Origin of the sequence: Streptomyces sp. NPDC016640 (assembly GCF_043076215.1) — a bacterium.
Taxonomy (GTDB): domain Bacteria; phylum Actinomycetota; class Actinomycetes; order Streptomycetales; family Streptomycetaceae; genus Streptomyces.
Genome location: NZ_JBIBRG010000011.1, coordinates 1 through 18,977, shown reverse-complemented (window position 1 = coordinate 18,977; position 18,977 = coordinate 1). Strand labels below are relative to the sequence as shown.

The 18,977-nt window shown below is 73.6% G+C and carries 16 protein-coding genes; 11 read left to right on the top strand and 5 right to left on the bottom strand.

All coding sequences use genetic code 11. The features are described 5' to 3' along the window. Nucleotide 1 precedes the first annotated feature (1 nt). On the top strand, nt 2-847 hold the full coding sequence (locus ACF07S_RS22270) for a hypothetical protein (RefSeq protein ID WP_391963017.1): 846 nt from the start codon (nt 2-4) through the stop codon (nt 845-847). Between the two features lie 42 nt (nt 848-889). Here the strand turns inward: ACF07S_RS22270 and disA are convergent, their stop codons facing one another. Both disA and radA read right to left on the bottom strand, forming a co-directional pair. Further along, nucleotides 890-2,014, bottom strand: coding sequence for a DNA integrity scanning diadenylate cyclase DisA (disA, locus tag ACF07S_RS22265; protein WP_391963018.1), 1,125 nt, complete (start codon nt 2,012-2,014; stop codon nt 890-892). Between the two features lie 68 nt (nt 2,015-2,082). After that, entirely contained in the window at nt 2,083-3,492 is a 1,410-nt protein-coding gene (gene radA, locus ACF07S_RS22260; RefSeq protein ID WP_391963019.1) for a DNA repair protein RadA, read from the bottom strand. Nucleotides 3,493-3,720: 228 nt separating this feature from the next. On the opposite strand from radA, the gene ACF07S_RS22255 reads away from it, so the two are divergent. Next, nucleotides 3,721-5,481 carry a hypothetical protein gene (locus ACF07S_RS22255; protein WP_391974906.1) on the top strand — a complete coding sequence of 587 codons (1,761 nt, stop codon included), beginning with the start codon at nt 3,721-3,723 and terminating at the stop codon, nt 5,479-5,481. Between the two features lie 16 nt (nt 5,482-5,497). On the opposite strand, the gene ACF07S_RS22250 is transcribed toward ACF07S_RS22255, so the two are convergent. Further along, the gene (locus ACF07S_RS22250) at nt 5,498-6,370 is read right to left on the bottom strand and encodes a hypothetical protein (protein ID WP_391963021.1); all 873 of its coding nucleotides are present in this window, start codon (nt 6,368-6,370) and stop codon (nt 5,498-5,500) included. Between the two features lie 109 nt (nt 6,371-6,479). Here ACF07S_RS22250 and ACF07S_RS22245 point away from each other — a divergent pair, with 109 nt between their 5' ends. The 4 genes from ACF07S_RS22245 (at nt 6,480) to ilvD (ending at nt 11,125) form a co-directional block, all read left to right on the top strand. After that, entirely contained in the window at nt 6,480-7,412 is a 933-nt protein-coding gene (locus ACF07S_RS22245; RefSeq protein ID WP_391974905.1) for a Ppx/GppA family phosphatase, read from the top strand. Between the two features lie 182 nt (nt 7,413-7,594). Beyond that, on the top strand, nt 7,595-8,434 hold the full coding sequence (locus ACF07S_RS22240; RefSeq protein ID WP_391963023.1) for a sugar phosphate isomerase/epimerase family protein: 840 nt from the start codon (nt 7,595-7,597) through the stop codon (nt 8,432-8,434). After that, on the top strand, nt 8,431-9,078 hold the full coding sequence (locus tag ACF07S_RS22235) for a TetR family transcriptional regulator (RefSeq protein ID WP_391974904.1): 648 nt from the start codon (nt 8,431-8,433) through the stop codon (nt 9,076-9,078). Before ACF07S_RS22240 ends, ACF07S_RS22235 begins: the two co-directional genes overlap by 4 nt. Before the next feature lie 193 nt (nt 9,079-9,271). Further along, nucleotides 9,272-11,125, top strand: a complete 1,854-nt coding sequence (gene ilvD, locus ACF07S_RS22230) for a dihydroxy-acid dehydratase (RefSeq protein ID WP_391963025.1) — start codon at nt 9,272-9,274, stop codon at nt 11,123-11,125. A gap of 79 nt (nt 11,126-11,204) precedes the next feature. On the opposite strand, the gene ACF07S_RS22225 is transcribed toward ilvD, so the two are convergent. After that, entirely contained in the window at nt 11,205-13,406 is a 2,202-nt protein-coding gene (locus ACF07S_RS22225) for a serine/threonine-protein kinase (RefSeq protein WP_391974903.1), read from the bottom strand. Nucleotides 13,407-13,587: 181 nt separating this feature from the next. Here ACF07S_RS22225 and ACF07S_RS22220 point away from each other — a divergent pair, with 181 nt between their 5' ends. The 5 genes from ACF07S_RS22220 (at nt 13,588) to proC (ending at nt 17,384) form a co-directional block, all read left to right on the top strand. Beyond that, nucleotides 13,588-13,905 carry an SH3 domain-containing protein gene (locus ACF07S_RS22220; protein WP_391963027.1) on the top strand — a complete coding sequence of 106 codons (318 nt, stop codon included), beginning with the start codon at nt 13,588-13,590 and terminating at the stop codon, nt 13,903-13,905. Nucleotides 13,906-14,017: 112 nt separating this feature from the next. Next, nucleotides 14,018-14,536: an EamA/RhaT family transporter gene (locus ACF07S_RS22215; protein ID WP_391974902.1), complete on the top strand. Its 519-nt coding sequence runs from the start codon at nt 14,018-14,020 to the stop codon at nt 14,534-14,536. Between the two features lie 356 nt (nt 14,537-14,892). After that, complete coding sequence (locus ACF07S_RS22210; protein WP_391974901.1) at nt 14,893-15,684, top strand: ABC transporter ATP-binding protein; 792 nt, start codon at nt 14,893-14,895, stop codon at nt 15,682-15,684. Beyond that, on the top strand, nt 15,681-16,466 hold the full coding sequence (locus ACF07S_RS22205; protein ID WP_391963030.1) for an ABC transporter permease: 786 nt from the start codon (nt 15,681-15,683) through the stop codon (nt 16,464-16,466). The genes ACF07S_RS22210 and ACF07S_RS22205 overlap by 4 nt, the downstream gene beginning before the upstream one ends. A 105-nt stretch (nt 16,467-16,571) precedes the next feature. Continuing rightward, nucleotides 16,572-17,384: a pyrroline-5-carboxylate reductase gene (gene proC, locus ACF07S_RS22200; RefSeq protein WP_391963031.1), complete on the top strand. Its 813-nt coding sequence runs from the start codon at nt 16,572-16,574 to the stop codon at nt 17,382-17,384. A gap of 23 nt (nt 17,385-17,407) precedes the next feature. Here the strand turns inward: proC and trpS are convergent, their stop codons facing one another. Beyond that, nucleotides 17,408-18,442: a tryptophan--tRNA ligase gene (trpS, locus tag ACF07S_RS22195; protein WP_391963032.1), complete on the bottom strand. Its 1,035-nt coding sequence runs from the start codon at nt 18,440-18,442 to the stop codon at nt 17,408-17,410. Nucleotides 18,443-18,977 lie beyond the last annotated feature (535 nt).

The following is an 18,977-nucleotide window of genomic DNA, read 5'->3' as shown; positions in this document are numbered from 1 at the left end:
CGTGGGATCTCTGCGCAATCCGGTCGGGCCGCTTCCCTCCTCCATCTACTGGCGACGGAGGGCCGTACTGCTGTCCGTGCTGGCCTTGTTGGCGTTGTTGGCCACCTGGGTCCTCGTCTCGGGCGGCGGAGGAGGCGACGACGGTGAGAACGGGGCCAACGGCAAGAATCCCGCGCCGTCCATCACTCCGGGACCGTCGAGTTCCGGCCCGGCGATCAGCCAGGCGCCGGGCGGCCGGGACGAGTCGGAGGACGAGGGGTCGGGCGGCTCCGGCGGATCGTCGTCCGGGACGGGTGACGGCGGGGCCAACGGCGATCCCGCGGACTCCGGCGGCGCCGGGGGACCGGGCGGCGCCGGGGACGGCGCGGGCGGCGGCTCCGGGGGCGGTACGTCGGCCGGGGTCGGCGCGGGCGACGCGCTTCCGGCCGGATCCGGGTCGTCACTGCCCAAGTGCACGGCGGACGCGGTCAAGTTCAGCCTGCGCAGTGCCCGCAACGCCTACGACCCCGGGCAGACGCCCACCTTCCTGCTCACCGCGCGGAACATCTCCGGCGGTGACTGCAAGGTCGATCTGGGCCCCGGCCGCACGGTCCTGACGATCACTCAGGCGGACGGCGACGACGCGTTCTGGTCGTCGGACGACTGCCCGGAGGGGGCGCGGAGCCTGGTGTTCCGAGTGCCTGCCGACGACAGCGTCACCTACACCGTGGAGTGGGACCGCAAGCCGAGCGCACCGCGGTGCGCGACGCCGAAGGCGGGTTCGGCCGGTGCGGGGACCTACCTGGTGGAGGCGAAGGCGCCGGGGTTCTCCAAGGTGCAGACGTCGTTCGTGCTGGAGCGTGACTGAGCCGGACCCGAGGGCCCCGCGCCTCCGCCGGTCCGGCGGGGCTCAGACGTACCGCTCGAGGATCGAGCTCTCCGCCAGGCGCGACAGGCCCTCGCGGACACTGCGGGCCCGCGCCTCGCCGACGCCGTCCACCGTCTGCAGGTCGTCCACGCTGGCGGCGAGCAGCTTCTGCAGCCCGCCGAAGTGCTCCACCAGCCGGTCGATGATCGCGCCCGGCAGCCGCGGCACCTTGGCCAGCAGCCGGAAGCCGCGCGGGGACACCGCCGAGTCCAGGGTCTCCGGGGAGCCCGTGTAGCCGAGGGCGCGGGCCACCGTCGGCAGCTCCAGCAGCTCCGCGTGGGTGAGCACGTTCAGTTCGTGCAGGGCCTCGTCGACCGTGCGGGAGCGCTTGGCGGTCGGCTCGGGGACGTAGTCCCGGACGACCAGCTCGCGCTCCGGCTCCACGCCCGCGATCAACTCGTCCAGCTGCAGGGCGAGGAGACGGCCGTCGGTGCCCAGTTCGACCACGTATTCGGCGATTTCGGTGGCGATGCGGCGCACCATCTCCAGCCGCTGCGCGACCGCCGAGACGTCCCGGACGGTCACCAGGTCCTCGATCTCCAGCGCCGAGAGGGTGCCCGCCACCTCGTCGAGGCGGAGCTTGTAGCGCTCCAGCGTGGCGAGTGCCTGGTTGGCGCGGGACAGGATCGCCGCCGAGTCCTCCAGGACCCGGCGCTGGCCGTCGACGTACAGCGCGATCAGGCGCATCGACTGGGAGACCGAGACGACCGGGAAGCCGACCTGCTTGGAGACCCGGTCGGCGGTGCGGTGCCGGGTGCCGGTCTCCTCGGTGGGGATGGCCGGGTCCGGCACCAGCTGGACGCCCGCGCGCAGGATCTTGGACAGGTCGGACGACAGGACGATGCCGCCGTCCAGCTTGCACAGCTCGCGCAGCCGGGTCGCGGTGAACTCGACGTCCAGCACGAAGCCGCCGCTGCACAGCGCCTCCACCGTCTTGTCGCTGCCGAGCACGATGAGACCGCCGGTGTTGCCGCGGAGCACGCGCTCCAGGCCGTCACGCAGGGCGGTGCCGGGTGCCACGGCGCTCAGCGAGGCGCGCATCAGGCCCTCGGAACCGGCACTCCCACCGGACTTTCCGGGGGCTCCCGCCCGGTCGTTGGCTGCCACTGCACTCCTCCGGTCGCAGGTTCTGGGGCCCCCGCGGTTCGTACGGACGGGCGAGACCTGGGCAAAGTCTACCGGCGGTCCTCCTCGTCCCGTGGGGCGTCCCGGCGACGGGAGCGCGGGAGGACCCGCAGCGCGTCGCCTATGTCCGCCACTTCCAGAACCTTCATGCCCGCCGGAACCTTGCCCGGATCGCCCGGTACCAGGGCGTGCGTGAAGCCCAGGCGGTGTGCCTCGGCGAGCCTGCGCTGCACGCCCGTGACCCGCCTCACCTCGCCGGCCAGGCCGACCTCGCCGATCGCGACCAGGTTCTTCGGCAGCGGGGTGTCGCTCGCCGCCGACGCCAGCGCGAGCGCGACGGCCAGGTCCGCGGCCGGTTCCGAGAGCTTCACGCCGCCGACCGTCGCGGAGTAGATGTCCCGTTTGCCCAAGGCGCTGATGCGGCCGCGCTGTTCCAGCACCGCCAGCATCATCGACACGCGCGAGGTCTCCAGGCCGGAGGTGGTGCGCCGGGGGGAGGGGATCTGCGAGTCGACCGTGAGCGCCTGCACCTCGGCGACCAGGGGGCGGCGGCCCTCCAGGGTGACGGTCAGGCAGGTGCCCGGGACCGGTTCGGCACGACGGGTCAGGAAGAGACCGCTCGGATCCGCGAGGCCCGTGATGCCCTCGTCGTGCAGCTCGAAGCAGCCGACCTCGTCCGTCGTGCCGTAGCGGTTCTTGACACCGCGCACCAGACGCAGGCGCGCGTGCCGGTCGCCCTCGAAGTGCAGGACGACGTCCACCAGGTGCTCCAGCAGGCGCGGCCCGGCGATCGCGCCGTCCTTGGTGACATGGCCCACGAGGAGGGTCGACATCCCGCGGTCCTTGGAGGCGCGGATCAGCGCGCCGGCCACCTCGCGGACCTGGGCCATGCCGCCCGGGGCGCCGTCGATCTCCGGGGACGCCACCGTCTGCACCGAGTCCATGACCAGCAGGGACGGCTTCACCGCGTCCAAGTGGCCGAGCACGGCGGACAGATCCGTCTCGGCCGCCAGGTACAGGTGGTCGTCGATGGCGTGGATGCGGTCGGCGCGCAGCCGGACCTGGCTCGCCGACTCCTCCCCGGTGACGTAGAGCGTGGGGTGCTCCTCGCTCGCCGACTTGGCCGCCACGTCCAGCAGCAGCGTGGACTTGCCCACGCCCGGCTCGCCCGCGACCAGCACCACCGCGCCGGGCACCAGCCCGCCGCCGAGCACCCGGTCCAGCTCGGGCACGCCGGTGGGGCGGGCGGTGGCCTGGCGGCCGTCGACCTGGCCGATGGGCAGGGCGGAGGTGGTGACCCGCCCGGGCGTCGTCGTGCGGACCGCGGGCGCGCCGTACTCCTCGACCGTCCCCCAGGCCTGGCACTCGGGGCAGCGGCCGAGCCACTTGGCCGTCTGCCAGCCGCACTCGGTGCAGCGGTAGGACGGGCGGTCCTTGGTGGTCTTGGTACGGGCAGCCATGTGGAAAAGGTAGCGGCACGCACTGACACCCGGCCGTCTGCCCGGCCCCCCCCGGGCCCCGCCCCGGCCCGGACGGCCCCCCTCCCCCGGCGCCGGACGGTCCGGGAAGCGCGCCCGAACCACGCAGCGAAAGGTTCCTCTCCTCGATTGAGGGATCGTTTCACCCGTACGGATTAAAAGTGCGCATGGCTCCGGAAGAGGCCGTCCCGGGCCGCCTACGGTCGCCGAATGACGAGCAGTGGCCCGGAGACCTCGACCCGTATGACCGGAGCACGGCGGGCGCACCGGGAAGCGCGCGACCGCGGGGCCGCGCGCACGCTGGCGGAGCGGCCGGCCACCCGCTACGAGCCCCATCTGGACGGACTGTTCACCTACTGCCTGTCCGTGCTGTGCGACCACGACGCGGCGACCGCCGCCCTGGCCGACGTCCTCGCGCTCGCGGAGCGCCGCGGCCGGCACGCCCCGGCCGAGGACCGCCGGGCCTGGCTGTACGCACTGGCCCGCTGGGCGTGTCTGCGCAAGCTGGCGGAGGCCGGGCGGAAACGCCGGGCCACCCGTGCCGGGGACCGCGCCGACCGGCAGTGCAAGGCCAGGACCGCCACCGTCCCGGCCGTCTCCGAGGAGGTGCGGGAGCAGCGCCGGCGCGAACTGGCACTGCTGGCCTGGCCGGAGGCCGCCGGAACCTCCCCGGAGCAGCGCGAGGCGCTCGAACTCGCCGTGCGCCACCAGCTCGCCGCCCGCGAGGTGGCCGCCGTGCTCGGCATGGAACCGGCCACCGCGCGCGAGCTGCTCGCCGCCGCGGCCTGCGAGGTCGAGCGCACCCGCGCGGCGCTCGCCGTGGTCGAGACCGGTGCCTGCCCGCGCGTGGCGCACCTCACGGGCGACCACCGGCTGGTGCTCAGCACGACCCTGCGCCGTGAACTCGTCCGGCACGTCGACGACTGCCCGCGCTGCCGCCGCACCGCCGAGCGGGCCATCCCCGGCCGCTGGCCCGGCACCAGCGTCACACCGGACGCGTTGCCCCTCCTCCCGGTGCCCGGCGCGGCCCTGCACACGGCCATGGCGCACCACCGGCGCGCGCGTGCCGCCGCGCCCCGCTTCGACCGGCGCGGTTTCCCGATGGACCCCAAGGACCGCGTCGCGCGGCGGGACCGCCTGCGCGCGCGTGCCGTCACCACGACGGTCGTCGCCACCGTCGTCGCCGCGCCGGTGTTCGCGCTGTGGGCCGCCCACCGGGGCACGCCCGTGGGGGAGGCCCCGGACGGCCGCTCGGCCTTCGCGCGGGAGGAGGACGGCGCCGTCGGCCTCGCCGGGGAGGGGACGGGCGGCTACGAGAACACCGGCAACGCCGGCACCCGGCCCGGCTCCCGTTTCGACGAGGACGGGCACGCGGACGTGTCCGTGGAGGTCGTCGGCGTCCCCGGAGCCGGCCGCGGGGACGCCGCCGTGATGGGCGTCACGGCCGACCACCGCGGTGACACCACACTGATCACGCTGACCGCGACGGGCCCCGGCACGGTCCGCTGGTCCGTGTCGACGGCGGCGCCCTGGCTGTACCCGAGCCGGTCGTCGGGCACGCTCGCCCCCGGCGAGTCCGTGACGGTCCGGGTGCACGTCGACCAGCTGCGCGAGCCGTCCGGCCCCTGGAGCGCGACCGTGGCGGTCTCGCCCGCCGGTGCCGTGGTGACCATCGGCGGTTACGGCGCCGCTCCCTCGGCCCCGTCCTCCGGCCGCCCCGGCGGCCCGGGCACCGCGCACCCGGCCACCCCGAGCGGGCCCCCTCCGGCGACCTCCGGCCCGGAGCCGACGCCCACGGCACCGGAACCCCCCGAGCCCCCCGAGCCCACGCCGAGCGATCCGCCGTCCTCGCCCGCCCCGGAGCCCACCACCGGCGGCCCGACGCCCACCGGCCCGACGCCTTCCGGACCGGTGGAGACCGGCCCGCGGGACGCCTCGCCGCCGGCCGGTGGCGCCCCGGCCACGCCGTAGCGCGCGGCGGGGCGGGTCAGGCGGGGTCCGCCGGATGCGGCGCCAGCAGCGGCAGCTGCGAGGCCAGCCGCTCCTCGCACAGCTCGACCAGACGGTCGTAGCCGGCCTTGCCCATGAGCTCGGTCAGCTCCGCGCGGTAGGAGACGTACACCGGCTCCCCGGCACCGTGCGCCGAGGTGGCCGAGGTGCACCACCAGTGCAGGTCGTGGCCGCCCGGACCCCAGCCGCGGCGGTCGTACTCACCGATCGACACCTGCAGCACGCGGGTGTCGTCGGGCCGGTCGATCCAGTCGTAGGTCCGCCGGACCGGCAGCTGCCAGCACACGTCGGGCTTGGTCTCCAGCGGCTCGCGGCCCTCCCGGAGGGCGAGGATGTGCAGCGAGCAGCCCATGCCGCCCGCGAAGCCCGGCCGGTTCTGGAAGATGCACGAGCCCTGGAACGGGCGGGTCTGGCGGTCGCCGTCCTCGTCCTCGGAGATCCAGCCGTTCTCCGTGCCCTCGGCGTGGTGCTGCCAGATGTCCGGCGTGAGCCGCGCCACGTGCCCGGCCACCCGCTTCTCGTCGTCCGCGTCCGAGAAATGGGCGCCGAGGGTGCAGCAGCCGTCGTCCGCGCGGCCCGCCTGGATGCCCTGGCAGCCGCTGCCGAAGACGCAGTTCCAGCGTGAGGTCAGCCAGGTCAGGTCGCAGCGGAAGACCTGCTCGTCGTCCGCCGGGTCCGGGAACTCCACCCACGCGCGGGCGAAGTCGAGGCCCTTCTCGTCGTCCGCCGGCGCCTGCTCCGGCTGCCGGGGCGCTGTCATCCGCGAAGAACCCCCGGCCAGTCCGGCCCTCTTGTCCTTCCCGGCCTTCTTGTCCGTCTTCTCATCCTTCGCCTTTTTCGTCTTTGGCACGCGTCCAGGGTAAGTCGCCCCCGTCCCCGTACGGGACCGGGCCGGCTTCCGCGGGCCGGCTTCCGCGGAGCGGGCATCGCACCGCGCGGCGGGCAGTAGCGTTCCGCACATGAGACTCGGTGTCCTCGACGTGGGTTCCAACACGGTGCATCTGCTGGTGGTGGACGCGCACCCCGGCGCGTGCCCGCGGCCCGCGCACTCGCACAAGGCCGAACTGCGCCTCGCCCAGCTCCTCGACGACAGCGGAGCCATCGGCTCCGACGGGGTGGAGCGGCTGGTCTCGGTCATTCACGAGGCGCTCCGGGCCGCCGAGGACAAGGGGGTCGAGGAACTGCTGCCGTTCGCGACCTCCGCGGTGCGCGAGGCGGGCAACGCCGACGACGTGCTCACCCGTGTGCGCACGGAGACCGGGGTGGAGCTCCAGGTCCTCAGCGGCGCGGAGGAGGCCCGGCTCACCTTCCTGGCCGCCCGCCGCTGGTACGGCTGGTCGGCCGGGAAACTGCTCGTCGTCGACATCGGCGGCGGTTCCCTGGAGATCGCCTACGGCATGGACGAGGAACCCGACGCCGCGGTGTCGCTGCCGCTGGGCGCCGGCCGCCTCACCGCAGGCTGGCTGCCCGGCGACCCGCCCGAGGGGGAGGACGTCCGCGCGCTGCGGCGTCACGTGCGCACCGAGATAGCCCGCACGGTCGGGGAGTTCAGCCGCCTCGGCGGGCCCGACCACGTGGTGGCCACCTCCAAGACCTTCAAGCAGCTCGCCCGTATCGCGGGCGCCGCCCGCTCCGTCGAGGGCCTCTACGTCCAGCGCGAGCTGAAACGGGAGTCCCTTCAGGCCTGGGTGCCCAGGCTCGCCGCCATGACCGCCGCCGAGCGCGCCGAACTGCCGGGCGTCTCCGAGGCCCGCGCGGGCCAGCTGCTCGCCGGGGCCCTGGTCGCGGAGGGCGCGATGGACCTGTTCGGCGTCGAGCGCCTGGAGATCTGCCCCTGGGCCCTGCGGGAGGGCGTGATCCTGCGCCGCCTGGACCACATGGGCCCGGGGTAGGGGCGTGGACGGGGGGAGGGCCGGAACACGGGCGGAGCCGGAACGGAGGCGGAGCCCCGAACGGGGGGCGGCGTCGTGGGCGGGGCAGCGCCGTGAGGGGCCCGGGGCCCGCCTATGGCAAACGCCACAATGGCGAACAGGCACCCCGCACCCACCCGACCGCACCCCGTAACCTGAGGCTCGTGGCAGAACCAAGGGACGTAGTGCGCATCCCGGATGCGAAGGTCGCCCTGTCGACGGCCTCCGTCTACCCGGAGTCGACGGCGACGGCCTTCGAGATCGCAGCGCGCCTCGGGTACGACGGCGTCGAGGTCATGGTGTGGACCGACCCGGTCAGCCAGGACATCGATGCGCTGCGCAGACTCAGCGACTACCACCGCATCCCCGTCCTGGCCGTGCACGCCCCCTGCCTGCTCATCACGCAGCGCGTGTGGTCCACCGACCCCTGGACCAAGCTCCGGCGGGCGCAGGCCGCCGCGGAGAAGCTCGGCGCCGGCACGGTCGTCGTCCATCCGCCCTTCCGCTGGCAGCGGCAGTACGCCCGTGACTTCGTCGACGGCATCTGGCGGATGGCGAACGAGACGGATGTGCGCTTCGCCGTGGAGAACATGTACCCCTGGCGCTACCGCGACCGCGAGATGCTGGCGTACGCCCCCGACTGGGACGTCACCAAGGAGGACTACCGCCACTTCACGATCGACCTCAGCCACGCCTCGACCGCCCGCACCGACGCCCTGCGGATGATCGACCGCATGGGCGACCGCCTCGGCCACGTCCACCTCGCCGACGGCCGGGGCTCGGCCAAGGACGAGCACCTCGTGCCGGGCCGCGGCGACCAGCCCTGCGCCGAGGTGCTGGAGCGCCTCGCGCTGAGCGGCTTCGACGGCCATGTCGTCATCGAGGTCAACACCCGCCGCGCCATGTCCGGCGCGGAGCGCGAGGCCGATCTGGCCGAGGCCCTGGCGTTCACCCGCCTGCATCTGGCCTCCGCCACCTCCTCGGCGCGGGCGCGGCGGCGATGACCGGCGTCACCGCGAGCGACGGCCCGGGCGCCTCCGCACCGGGCGACGGCGCCGCCCGGCGCCGCGGCCGCCCCCCGCGTACGGAATCGGCCGGCACCCGGGACCGTATCCTCGGCGCGGCCCGCGAGGAGTTCTCCGCACGCGGGTACGAGAAGACCTCCGTGCGGGGGATCGCCAAGTCGGCCGGGGTGGACTCCGCGCTGGTGCACCACTACTTCGGCACCAAGGAGCAGGTGTTCGAGGCCGCCGTCGAGGGCGCCCTCGCGCCGGCGTTCGCCGCGCGGGACGCGGTGCTCGACGCTCCGCTCGAGGAGGTGGGGGAGCGGATGACGCGCATGATCATCGGTCTCTGGGAGAACCCGGTCACCCGGGTCCCGCTGCTCGCGATCGTCCGCTCCGCCGTGAACAACGAGACCGCGGCCGGTGTCTTCCGCCGGCTGATCGCCGGCCAGCTGCTGCGCCGGATCGCCGGACGGCTCGGCCCGCCGGACGCGGAGCTGCGCGCCGAGCTCGCCGCCGCCCAGCTGGTCGGGATCGCGATGATCCGGTACGTGATCAGGGTGGAGCCGCTGGCCTCGGCGGACGCCGAGCAGATCATCGCGCGGGTGGCACCGGTGGTGCAGGGGCACCTCACGGGGCCCTGACGCTTCCGCGGGGCGCGGGGGTCCGGTGCCGGTCGTTCCCCGGGGCGGACACCGGCGCCGGACCCTCCCCGCACTGAGACATCCGTCCCGAATTCCGGACACCTTGTCCCGCCCTCTGGATGACCGGCGTACGCTCGGTCCAGTCAGAAGTCTCTGACCGACACTCCCCGACTGTCTGAAGGAGCGAGCGGCGATGCCCGAGCTGAGGTCCCGCACAGTCACCCACGGCCGCAACATGGCGGGCGCTCGCGCCCTGATGCGCGCCTCCGGTGTACCCGGCGCGGACATCGGCCGCAAGCCGATCATCGCGGTCGCCAACAGCTTCACGGAGTTCGTCCCCGGCCACACCCACCTCGCCCCGGTCGGCCGGATCGTCAGCGAGGCGGTGACCGCGGCCGGCGGCATCCCGCGCGAGTTCAACACCATCGCCGTCGACGACGGCATCGCGATGGGCCACGGCGGCATGCTGTACTCCCTGCCCTCCCGCGACCTGATCGCGGACAGCGTGGAGTACATGGTCGAGGCGCACTGCGCGGACGCCCTGATCTGCATCTCCAACTGCGACAAGATCACCCCGGGCATGCTGAACGCGGCCCTGCGCCTGAACATTCCCACGGTCTTCGTCTCCGGCGGCCCCATGGAGGCCGGCCGGGCCACCCTGGTCGACGGCACGGTCCGCACCCTCGACCTGATCGACGCCATGGTGGAGGCCGCCAACGACAAGGTCTCCGACGCGGACGTCCTCCTCATCGAGGAGAACGCCTGTCCGACCTGCGGCTCCTGCTCCGGCATGTTCACCGCCAACTCGATGAACTGCCTCACCGAGGCCATGGGCCTCTCCCTCCCGGGCAACGGCTCGGTGCTGGCCACCCACACCGCCCGCAAGGCGCTCTACGTGAACGCCGCGCGTACGGTCATGGACATCACCCGCCGCTACTACGAGCAGGACGACGACACCGTCCTGCCCCGCTCCGTCGCCAGCTTCCAGGCCTTCGAGAACGCGATGGCCCTGGACATCGCCATGGGCGGCTCCACCAACACGATCCTGCACCTGCTGGCCGCCGCCCAGGAGGCCGAGGTCCCCTTCGGCCTCACCGAGATCGACGCCCTCTCGCGCCGCGTGCCCTGCCTCGCCAAGGTCGCGCCGAACGTCGCCGCGTCGCGCACGTACTACATGGAGGACGTGCACCGCGCGGGCGGCATCCCCGCCCTGCTCGGCGAACTGCACCGCGCGGGCCTGCTCAACGAGGACGTGCACGCGGTCCACAGCCCGTCCCTCGCCGACTGGATGAAGACCTGGGACATCCGCGGCGGCTCCCCCTCCCCGGAGGCGGTGGAGCTCTGGCACGCGGCCCCCGGCTGCGTCCGCTCCGCGGAGGCCTTCTCGCAGTCCGAGCGCTGGGACTCGCTGGACGAGGACGCCGAGGGCGGCTGCATCCGCTCCGCCGCACACGCCTACTCCAAGGACGGCGGCCTGGCGGTGCTGCGCGGCAACCTCGCCGTCGACGGCTGCGTCGTCAAGACGGCCGGCGTCGACGAGTCCATCTGGACCTTCGAGGGCCCGGCGGTCGTCTGCGAGTCGCAGGAGGAGGCCGTCGAGAAGATCCTCACCAAGCAGGTCAAGGAGGGCGACGTCGTCGTCATCCGCTACGAGGGCCCCAAGGGCGGCCCCGGCATGCAGGAGATGCTCTACCCGACGTCGTACCTGAAGAGCCGCGGCCTCGGAAAGGCCTGTGCCCTGATCACCGACGGCCGCTTCTCCGGCGGCACGTCCGGCCTGTCCATCGGCCACGCCTCCCCGGAGGCGGCCTCGGGCGGCACCATCGCCCTGGTCGAGGACGGCGACCGCGTCCGCATCGACATCCCCGGCCGCTCCATCGAACTGCTCGTGGACGACGCCGAACTGACCCGCCGCGAGCAGGCCCTGAACGGCAGGTACGCCCCGAGGAACCGCGACCGCAAGGTGACGGCCGCCCTGAAGGCGTACGCCGCGATGGCCACCAGCGCGGACAAGGGCGCGGTGCGCGACGTGTCGAAGCTGGGCTGAGCCCCCGCGCACCGCCGCGCCCCTCGCACCGCCGGGCCGCCCCGCGGCACGCGGGGGCGGCCCTCGCGCGTGTACGACGTCACCAGGCGGCGGGGGCCCGGGTGCCGACGGTGAAGACGGTGCCGTCGGGGGCGGCGGCGTGGACGCGGTCACCGGCGAGCACCGGCTCGGGCAGGTCGGCCGCGACCCGGTCCGGGGCCGCGCCGAGCCGGGGCCGGGTCTGCCCGAGGAGCGTGCCCTCACCGGCGTCCACGGCGAGCAGCCGCCCGTCGGGGGCCGTGACGTACACGTTCCGGCCGTCGGTGACCGGCGCCGAGCCGCGCGCCAGGCCCGTCTCCAGGCTCCACAGCTCCCCGCGCGCCTCCAGGTCGACGGCGACCAGGGTGCCGCCCGCGGCCATGAGGTGGACCACGTTCCCGTGGACGGTGCCGTGGACCTGCCCGAGGGGGACGGTGAGCGGCACGCGGCGCGACGCGCCCGAGTCCGGGGTGTAGCGGACCACGGCCGTCGTGTCGCCGTAGCCGCCCTCGGCGGCCGTGAGGAAGAGCGACCCTCCGGACGACGTGCCGACGGGAGTCAGCGTCCCGCGCAGCCGGGCGTCCCACCGCACGTCACCGGTCTCCGGGTCGACCGCCGTGACCCGGGTGCCCGACCCGTCGCCGGACGGGCTCGCCGCGTAGGCCAGCGGGTCGCCGGCGAAGGAGACGAAGTACGGCACCTGGTGGCCGGGGATCCGGTGGCTCCACGCCGTCGCCCCCGACGCCCCGTCCACGCCGGTGACCGTGCCGTCGGCGCCGGTGAACAGCAGCGTGCCCCCGGCGGAGGCGACGCCGCCGGCGGCGGGCGCGTCCCGCTGCCAGCGCGTCGCCCCCGATGCGGGGTCGAGCGCCCGCAGCCGTCCGCCCCGCGTGAGCGACGGCTGGACGAGGCCGCCCGTCAGGGACGGCGCGCCGCTGTCGTCGGCTCCGGACGGGGCGACGGTCCGCCGCCACAGCGGCCGGCCGTCGGCCGGGTCGAGGGCGACGAGCTGTCCGGCCCGCGCGCAGACCAGGGCCCCGGCCCCGAGGGAACAGCGCGGCGTACCGCTCCCGGCCCAGGGCGTCGCCGTCCACCCGCCCGACCCGGCCGGCGCGGTCCGTGACGCGCTGTTCCGCGCCGCCGTGCCGTCATGCCCGAACAGGTGAACGGCGCCCAGTGCGACGACCGCGGCCAGACCGAGCGCACCGGCCCCGACGAGCGCCCGTCGCCGTTCCGTACGCCTCCCCGACCGCCGTACGCGCCCCGCGAGCCCTTCCTCCTCCGGCCCCCGCGACGTCTCCGACGTCTCCGGCCCCGCCGACTCCTCCTGCTTCTCCGGGTCCTCCGGGGCATCCGGCTTCTCCGCGAACGGCTCCCGTCCGGCCCCGCCCGCACCGGCGCGCTGCGCCGGTATGAACACCTGGGTGTCGTACGAGGCCGCCACCGAGCGCAGCTCCCGCATCAACACGTCGGGCGTGGGCCGGTCCTCGGGCTCCTTGGCGAGGCAGCGCAGGACCAGCGGCGCCAGTTCCGCCGGTACGCCGGTCAGGTCGGGCTCGTCGTGCACCACTTGGTACGCGACCACGTACGGGCTGTCGGAGTCGAACGGCCCGCGCCCGGTCGCCGCGTGCACCAGCACCGACCCGAGCGCGAAGACGTCCGCGGCGGGCCCGACCTCCCGCGGCCGGCGGAACTGCTCGGGCGCCATGAACGGCGGGGTGCCGATCAGTTTCCCCGTCTCGGTGCGCAACTCGCTGTCCGACGGCCGGGAGATACCGAAGTCGATGACCTTCGGACCGTCCTCGGCGAGCAGCACGTTGCTGGGCTTCAGATCCCGGTGCACGACGCCGACCCGGTGGATGTCGCGCAGTGCCTCGGCCAGCCCCGCCATCAGGCGCCGCAGCCCGGCAGGAGCCATCGGGCCGTTCCGCTTCACCTCGCCGGCGAGGGTGGGACCGGGGATGTACAGGGTGGCCATCCAGGGCCGGTCCGCCTCGGGGTCGGCATCGACCACGGACGCGGTGAAGGCACCGCTCACCTTCCGGGCCGCGCCCACCTCCTGCCGGAACCGCCCCCGGAACTCGGGGTCCCGGGCGAACTCGGCGTGCACGACCTTCACCGCGAGCCGCATGCCCGAGGTGCTCCGGGCCAGATGGACGACCCCCATACCGCCGGAACCCAGACAGGACTCCAGACGGTAGTGACCGGCGTATTCCGGAAGTTCCGCTTCCGCACCTGCTCCGACGTTCCGCTGTGGCGCCATGGACCCACCCCCGTGCTGTTCGTCCGCGCGCGCGACGCACGGAGCCTAATCGATGACTCGTACGGGACGGAGGCGGCTTGCTAGCCTCCGTGTTCCGCGGTCGCACCGGTGTGCGTACCGCGCACGAGGGGAATCAACGGGGTCCCATGGCAGCCATGGGGCACCAACGGGGGAGGTACACATGTCTGTCGACCATGCCGAGGAGCCGACGGCCGGCGACGCGCCGGAAGCGGTCACCACCACGGCCCTGCGCTACTACTCGGTCGCCCCGGGCGTCCGTCTCAACGTCCGCAGGGGGCCCGGCACCGACTACGCCATCGTGCGGATGCTGCCCGAGGGGGCGAGGGTCCCGATCTTCTGCCAGGCACCCGGCACCACCGTGACGGGTCCGTACGGCACGACGAACATCTGGGACAACATCGACGACGGCGAGTTCATCTCCGACGCGTACGTGCAGACCGGCAGCGACGGCTACATTCGCCCGCGCTGCTCCTTCTGAACGTCCGCCCGGCACCCGACCCGCCCGGCGCCCGGTCCGACCCGGCGCCCGGTGCGGTCCGGCACCCGGTCCCACCCGGAGCCCGCGGTACGTCCGGAGCCATAATCGACGCGTGAGCGCAGAGAACGGCACCCCGGACAGCACCGCGGGCTCTCCCGGAACCCCGGTGGGCCCCCGGCCCGAGCCCATCCGCTTCTTCGGCACCACCTGGGTCGACCACACGGGCGGCTACACCGCGCGCCGCGTCGGCGTCGCCGCCGGCTCCCTCGCCGCCACGGCCGCCTCCTGCTTCGTCCTGCGCATCGCCTACCAAGGGCTTCGCATCGCCGAGATCGGCAGCTTCGTCACCCTCCTCATGGTCGTGATGTTCGCGGTCTGCAGCGCCCTCGCCTTCCGGCACACCTGGTCCGCCTTCAGCACCCGTCCCGACCCCGCCCGCCAGGCCTCCCTCCGCGGCCTCCTGGCCATCGGCTTCGTCGGCTCCCTCGTCGCCTACTTCTTCCGCTCCCTCACCGAGGCCCCGGGCGAGCGGCTCCACCGCGCGGAATACGACACGGCACGCGAGCAGTACGCGAAGCGCACCACCCGCCGCTCCGGCAACCCGTCGAGGAAGCGTCCCCGCCGTTCCTGACCGCGGTCGCCCGACCGCCGCCCCTCACCGCGCGACCCCCTGGGCCGCACCGCCGCCCGGCCGCCACGGCCGCCTGGCGACACCGGGGGACACCCCGCCGGCCGCTGCGCCGATCTCCTCACCTCCGCCCGGGCCCGGCCCCGGAGCGCCCCGGCGAAGACCGTCCCGGACGGCATCGTCCAGGAGACCTACGACGTCATCGTCCTCCTCCCCTTCCTCCCCCTCCTCCCCTCTCCTCCTCGCGACGACGCCTCGCGACGACGCCCGCGTGACGACGCCCGCGACGACGCCCGCTTGACGACGCCCGCGACGCCGACCGCTTGACGGCGCCCGAGACCGGGAGCAGTATTCATCACATGATGAATTACGACTCCCGGCCACCGGAGGAACCGGCCGTCCACGCCCAGGACCTGACCGTCGTCCGAGGCTCCCGCACCGTCCTGCGCGGCCTCGACTTCACCGTCCCGCGCGGCCTGATCACCGGCCTCCTCGGCCCCTCCGGCTGCGGAAAGTCGACCCTGATGCGGGCAGTCGTCGGCACCCAGGCCAAGGTCACCGGCACCCTCGACGTCCTCGGCCGGCCCGCCGGGCACCCCGCCCTGCGCACCCGCATCGGCTACGTCACCCAGGCTCCTTCGGTCTACGACGACCTGACCGTCCGCCAGAACCTCGACCACTTCGCCGCGATCCTCGACCCAGGCCGCGCGTCGGCCGACCGCCGCCACGAGAAGGTCACCCGGGCCATCGACGACGTCGACCTCACCACCCACGCCGACGCCCTCGCCGGCAACCTCTCCGGCGGCCAGCGCAGCCGCGTCTCCCTCGCCGTGGCCCTCCTCGGAACCCCCGAACTCCTCGTCCTCGACGAACCCACGGTCGGCCTCGACCCTGTCCTGCGCCGCGACCTGTGGAACCTCTTCCACACCATCGCCGCCGAACGCGGCGCGACGCTGCTGATCTCCTCCCACGTCATGGACGAGGCCGAGCGCTGCGACCGCCTCCTGCTCATGCGCGCGGGCGGGATCCTTGCCGACGACACCCCCGACGCGCTCCGCGGCCGCACCGGCGCCGAGACCGTCGAGGCCGCCTTCCTGCACCTGGTCGACGAGGCCGTCGCGGCAGGCCGTACGAAGGAGACCACTCGATGAGCACCACCCGCACGGCGCCGAGCACCCCCGCCCCCGCCGGCGCCCTGAGCCCCTCCCGCACCACCGCCACCGCGGCCCGGGTCCTGCGCCAGCTCCGCCACGACCCGCGCACCATCGCGCTGATGATCCTCATCCCCTGCGTGATGCTGTTCCTGCTGCGCTACGTCTTCGACGGCAGCCCGCGCACCTTCGACACCATCGGCGCCTCCCTCCTCGGGATCTTCCCGCTGATCACGATGTTCCTGGTCACCTCGATCGCCACCCTGCGCGAACGCACCTCCGGCACCCTCGAACGCCTCCTCGCCATGCCCCTCGGCAAAGGCGACCTCATCGCGGGCTACGCCCTCGCCTTCGGCACCCTCGCGATCGTCCAGTCGGCCCTCGCCACCGGCCTCGCCGTCTGGTTCCTGGACCTCGACGTCACCGGCAGCCCCTGGCTGCTCCTCCTGGTCGCCCTGCTCGACGCACTCCTCGGCACGGCCCTCGGCCTCTTCGTCTCGGCCTTCGCGGCCTCCGAATTCCAGGCGGTCCAGTTCATGCCGGCGGTGATCTTCCCCCAGCTCCTCCTCTGCGGCCTCTTCACCCCGCGCGACGCCATGCACCCCGTCCTGGAGGCCATCTCCGACGTGCTCCCCATGTCCTACGCCGTCGACGGCATGAACGAGGTCCTCCAGCACACCGACATGACCGCCGCCTTCGTACGCGACATCCTGATCGTCGCCGGCTGCGCCCTGCTGGTGCTGGGTCTCGGCGCGGCGACCCTCCGACGCCGGACGGCATGACGTCGGCCGATCCGCCATCCCGCCCACCGGACACCACCCGCCCCCGGCGCCCACGGGTGCGAGGATGAATCAGGACGACGCACACCCCGGAGGGCACCCCCAGCCATGACCCAGAAAGTCGCAGTCCTCGGCACCGGCAAGATCGGCGAAGCCCTGCTCAGCGGAATGATCCGCGCCGGCTGGGCCCCCGACGACCTCCTGGTCACCGCCCGCCGCCAGGAACGAGCCGAGGAACTCCGCACCCGCTACGGCGTCACCCCGGTCTCCAACGCGGAGGCCGCCAAGACCGCCGACACCCTGATCCTCACGGTGAAGCCCCAGGACATGGGCGCCCTCCTCGACGAGCTGGCCCCGCACGTCCCCGCCGACCGCCTGGTCATCAGCGGTGCCGCCGGCATCCCGACCTCCTTCTTCGAGGACCGTCTCGCCGAGGGCACCCCCGTCGTCCGCGTCATGACCAACACCCCCGCCCTCGTCGACGAGGCCATGTCGGTCATCTCCGCCGGCAGCCACGCCACCGCCGACCACCTCGCCCACGCCGAGGAGATCTTCGGCGGCGTCGGCAAGACGCTCCGCGTCCCCGAGTCCCAGCAGGACGCCTGCACCGCCCTGTCCGGCTCCGGCCCGGCCTACTTCTTCTACCTGGTCGAGGCCATGACCGATGCCGGCATCCTCCTGGGACTGCCCCGCGACAAGGCCCACGACCTGATCGTCCAGTCCGCGATCGGCGCCGCCACGATGCTCCGTGACAGCGGCGAACACCCGGTCAAGCTCCGTGAGAACGTCACCTCACCCGCCGGCACCACCATCAACGCCATCCGCGAACTGGAGAACCACGGCGTACGGGCCGCCCTCATCGCCGCCCTCGAAGCCGCCCGCGACCGCAGCCGCGAACTCGCCTCCGGCACCAAGGACTGACGGCACCGCCCCGCCCCGGGCGGTCACCCGACGGCGTTCACCACCTCCTCGGTGGTCCGGGACACGGCCGGCAGCAGCCCGATCGCGCGATAGGCGTCGTCCACCGTCGGCCGCGCCGTGGCCCGAGCCCGCTCCGCACCGTCCCGCAACACCCCCTCCACATGGCCGGGATCCGCGCACAGCTCCTTGTGCCTGTCCCGCACGGGCCTCAGGACCTCGACCACGGCCTCCGCGGTGTCCTTCTTCAAAGCGCCGTACGACTCGTACGCACCGGCCAACGCCTCCGGGTCCCCGCCCGTGCACGCCGCGAGGATCTCCAGCAGATTCGCCACCCCCGGCCGGGACTCCCTGTCGTACACGACCTCCCGCCCGTTGTCGGTCACCGCCCGCATCACCTTCTTGCGCACCACGTCCGGCTCGTCCAGCAGATAGACGATCCCCGGCCCCGTGTCATCGCTCTTGCCCATCTTCGACGTGGGGTCCTGCAGATTCATCACCCGCGCCGCCACCGCCGGAAGCGTGGCCCGCGGCACCACGAAGGTGTGGCCGTACCGCTGGTTGAACCGCACCGCCAGATCCCGTGACAGTTCCACGTGCTGCGCCTGGTCGTCCCCGACCGGCACCTCATCGGTCCCGTAGGCCAGGATGTCCGCCGCCATCAGCACCGGATACGTCAGCAGCGACAGCCGCACACTCCCGCCGCGCCGCTGCTCCCGCGCGGCCTTCTCCTTGTACTGGATCATCCGGCGCATCTCGCCGTCCGTGGCCACGCACTCCAGCAGGTACGACAGCCGCGCGTGCTCGTCCACGTGGCTCTGCACGAAGACCGTGCACAGCGTCGGATCCAGCCCGGCCGCCAGCAGCAGCGTCGCCGCCTGCCGGCTCAGCCTGCGCACCCGCGCCGGATCGTGGTCCACGGTCAGCGCGTGCAGATCGACGATGCAGAACAGCGCCTCCGCCCGGTGCTGGTCGACCGCGACCCACTGCCGCATGGCCCCCAGGTAGTTCCCCAGTGTCAGATGTCCGGTCGGCTTGACCCCACTGAAGACCCGTGTCATCTCTCCTCCGTCTGCCTGTCGGGGCCGCCGTCCCCGGCCGGCCGCCCCCGGAGTCCGGAAGGGAAACGAAAACGGCCGCCGAGGCGGCGGCCGTTGGGTGCGTACGCAGTGACGGCCGCCGTCAGGCGGCCCACCAGAACTGGCTGTGCGTACGCGTCGTCATGCACGTCAGACTACGCCCCAAGGCCGGCGGCGGGCAGCGAGTTGACACGCCCCGACGGCATCCGTACTGTTCTCCGAGTTGTCCGACGTGAGCGCCGACTCCGGTCGGTCCCCGGACAGCCATTCCGCAAGTACCACCACTGTTCCGACGCCAGCAGTCCGCATGTCTGTCTGCCGGCGCTTCATTGGCGTGCGTATTCGCGAAATGAGGAATCCGCTCCCGAAAGGGAACGAGCCCCCGATTAGCTCGGGAGCCGGGAATCCGCTAAAGTCTCACTCGTCGGAACGGCCGAAGGGCCGGGAAGGCAAACCCCGCCGACCGGGGGTCAGACCGAGAAAAGGATCTGATAGAGTCGGAGACACCGAAGGGAAG

Excerpts from the sequence above, each read along its gene's own strand:
- ACF07S_RS22210 (WP_391974901.1), top strand. The coding sequence starts at position 14,893 with ATGATGAATTACGACTCCCGGCCACCGGAGGAACCGGCCGTCCACGCC.
- radA (WP_391963019.1), bottom strand. The coding sequence starts at position 3,492 with ATGGCTGCCCGTACCAAGACCACCAAGGACCGCCCGTCCTACCGCTGC.
- trpS (WP_391963032.1), bottom strand. The coding sequence starts at position 18,442 with ATGACACGGGTCTTCAGTGGGGTCAAGCCGACCGGACATCTGACACTG.
- ACF07S_RS22255 (WP_391974906.1), top strand. The coding sequence starts at position 3,721 with ATGACGAGCAGTGGCCCGGAGACCTCGACCCGTATGACCGGAGCACGG.
- ACF07S_RS22235 (WP_391974904.1), top strand. The coding sequence starts at position 8,431 with ATGACCGGCGTCACCGCGAGCGACGGCCCGGGCGCCTCCGCACCGGGC.
- ACF07S_RS22205 (WP_391963030.1), top strand. The coding sequence starts at position 15,681 with ATGAGCACCACCCGCACGGCGCCGAGCACCCCCGCCCCCGCCGGCGCC.
- ACF07S_RS22245 (WP_391974905.1), top strand. The coding sequence starts at position 6,480 with ATGAGACTCGGTGTCCTCGACGTGGGTTCCAACACGGTGCATCTGCTG.
- ilvD (WP_391963025.1), top strand. The coding sequence starts at position 9,272 with ATGCCCGAGCTGAGGTCCCGCACAGTCACCCACGGCCGCAACATGGCG.
- ACF07S_RS22220 (WP_391963027.1), top strand. The coding sequence starts at position 13,588 with ATGTCTGTCGACCATGCCGAGGAGCCGACGGCCGGCGACGCGCCGGAA.
- proC (WP_391963031.1), top strand. The coding sequence starts at position 16,572 with ATGACCCAGAAAGTCGCAGTCCTCGGCACCGGCAAGATCGGCGAAGCC.
- ACF07S_RS22225 (WP_391974903.1), bottom strand. The coding sequence starts at position 13,406 with ATGGCGCCACAGCGGAACGTCGGAGCAGGTGCGGAAGCGGAACTTCCG.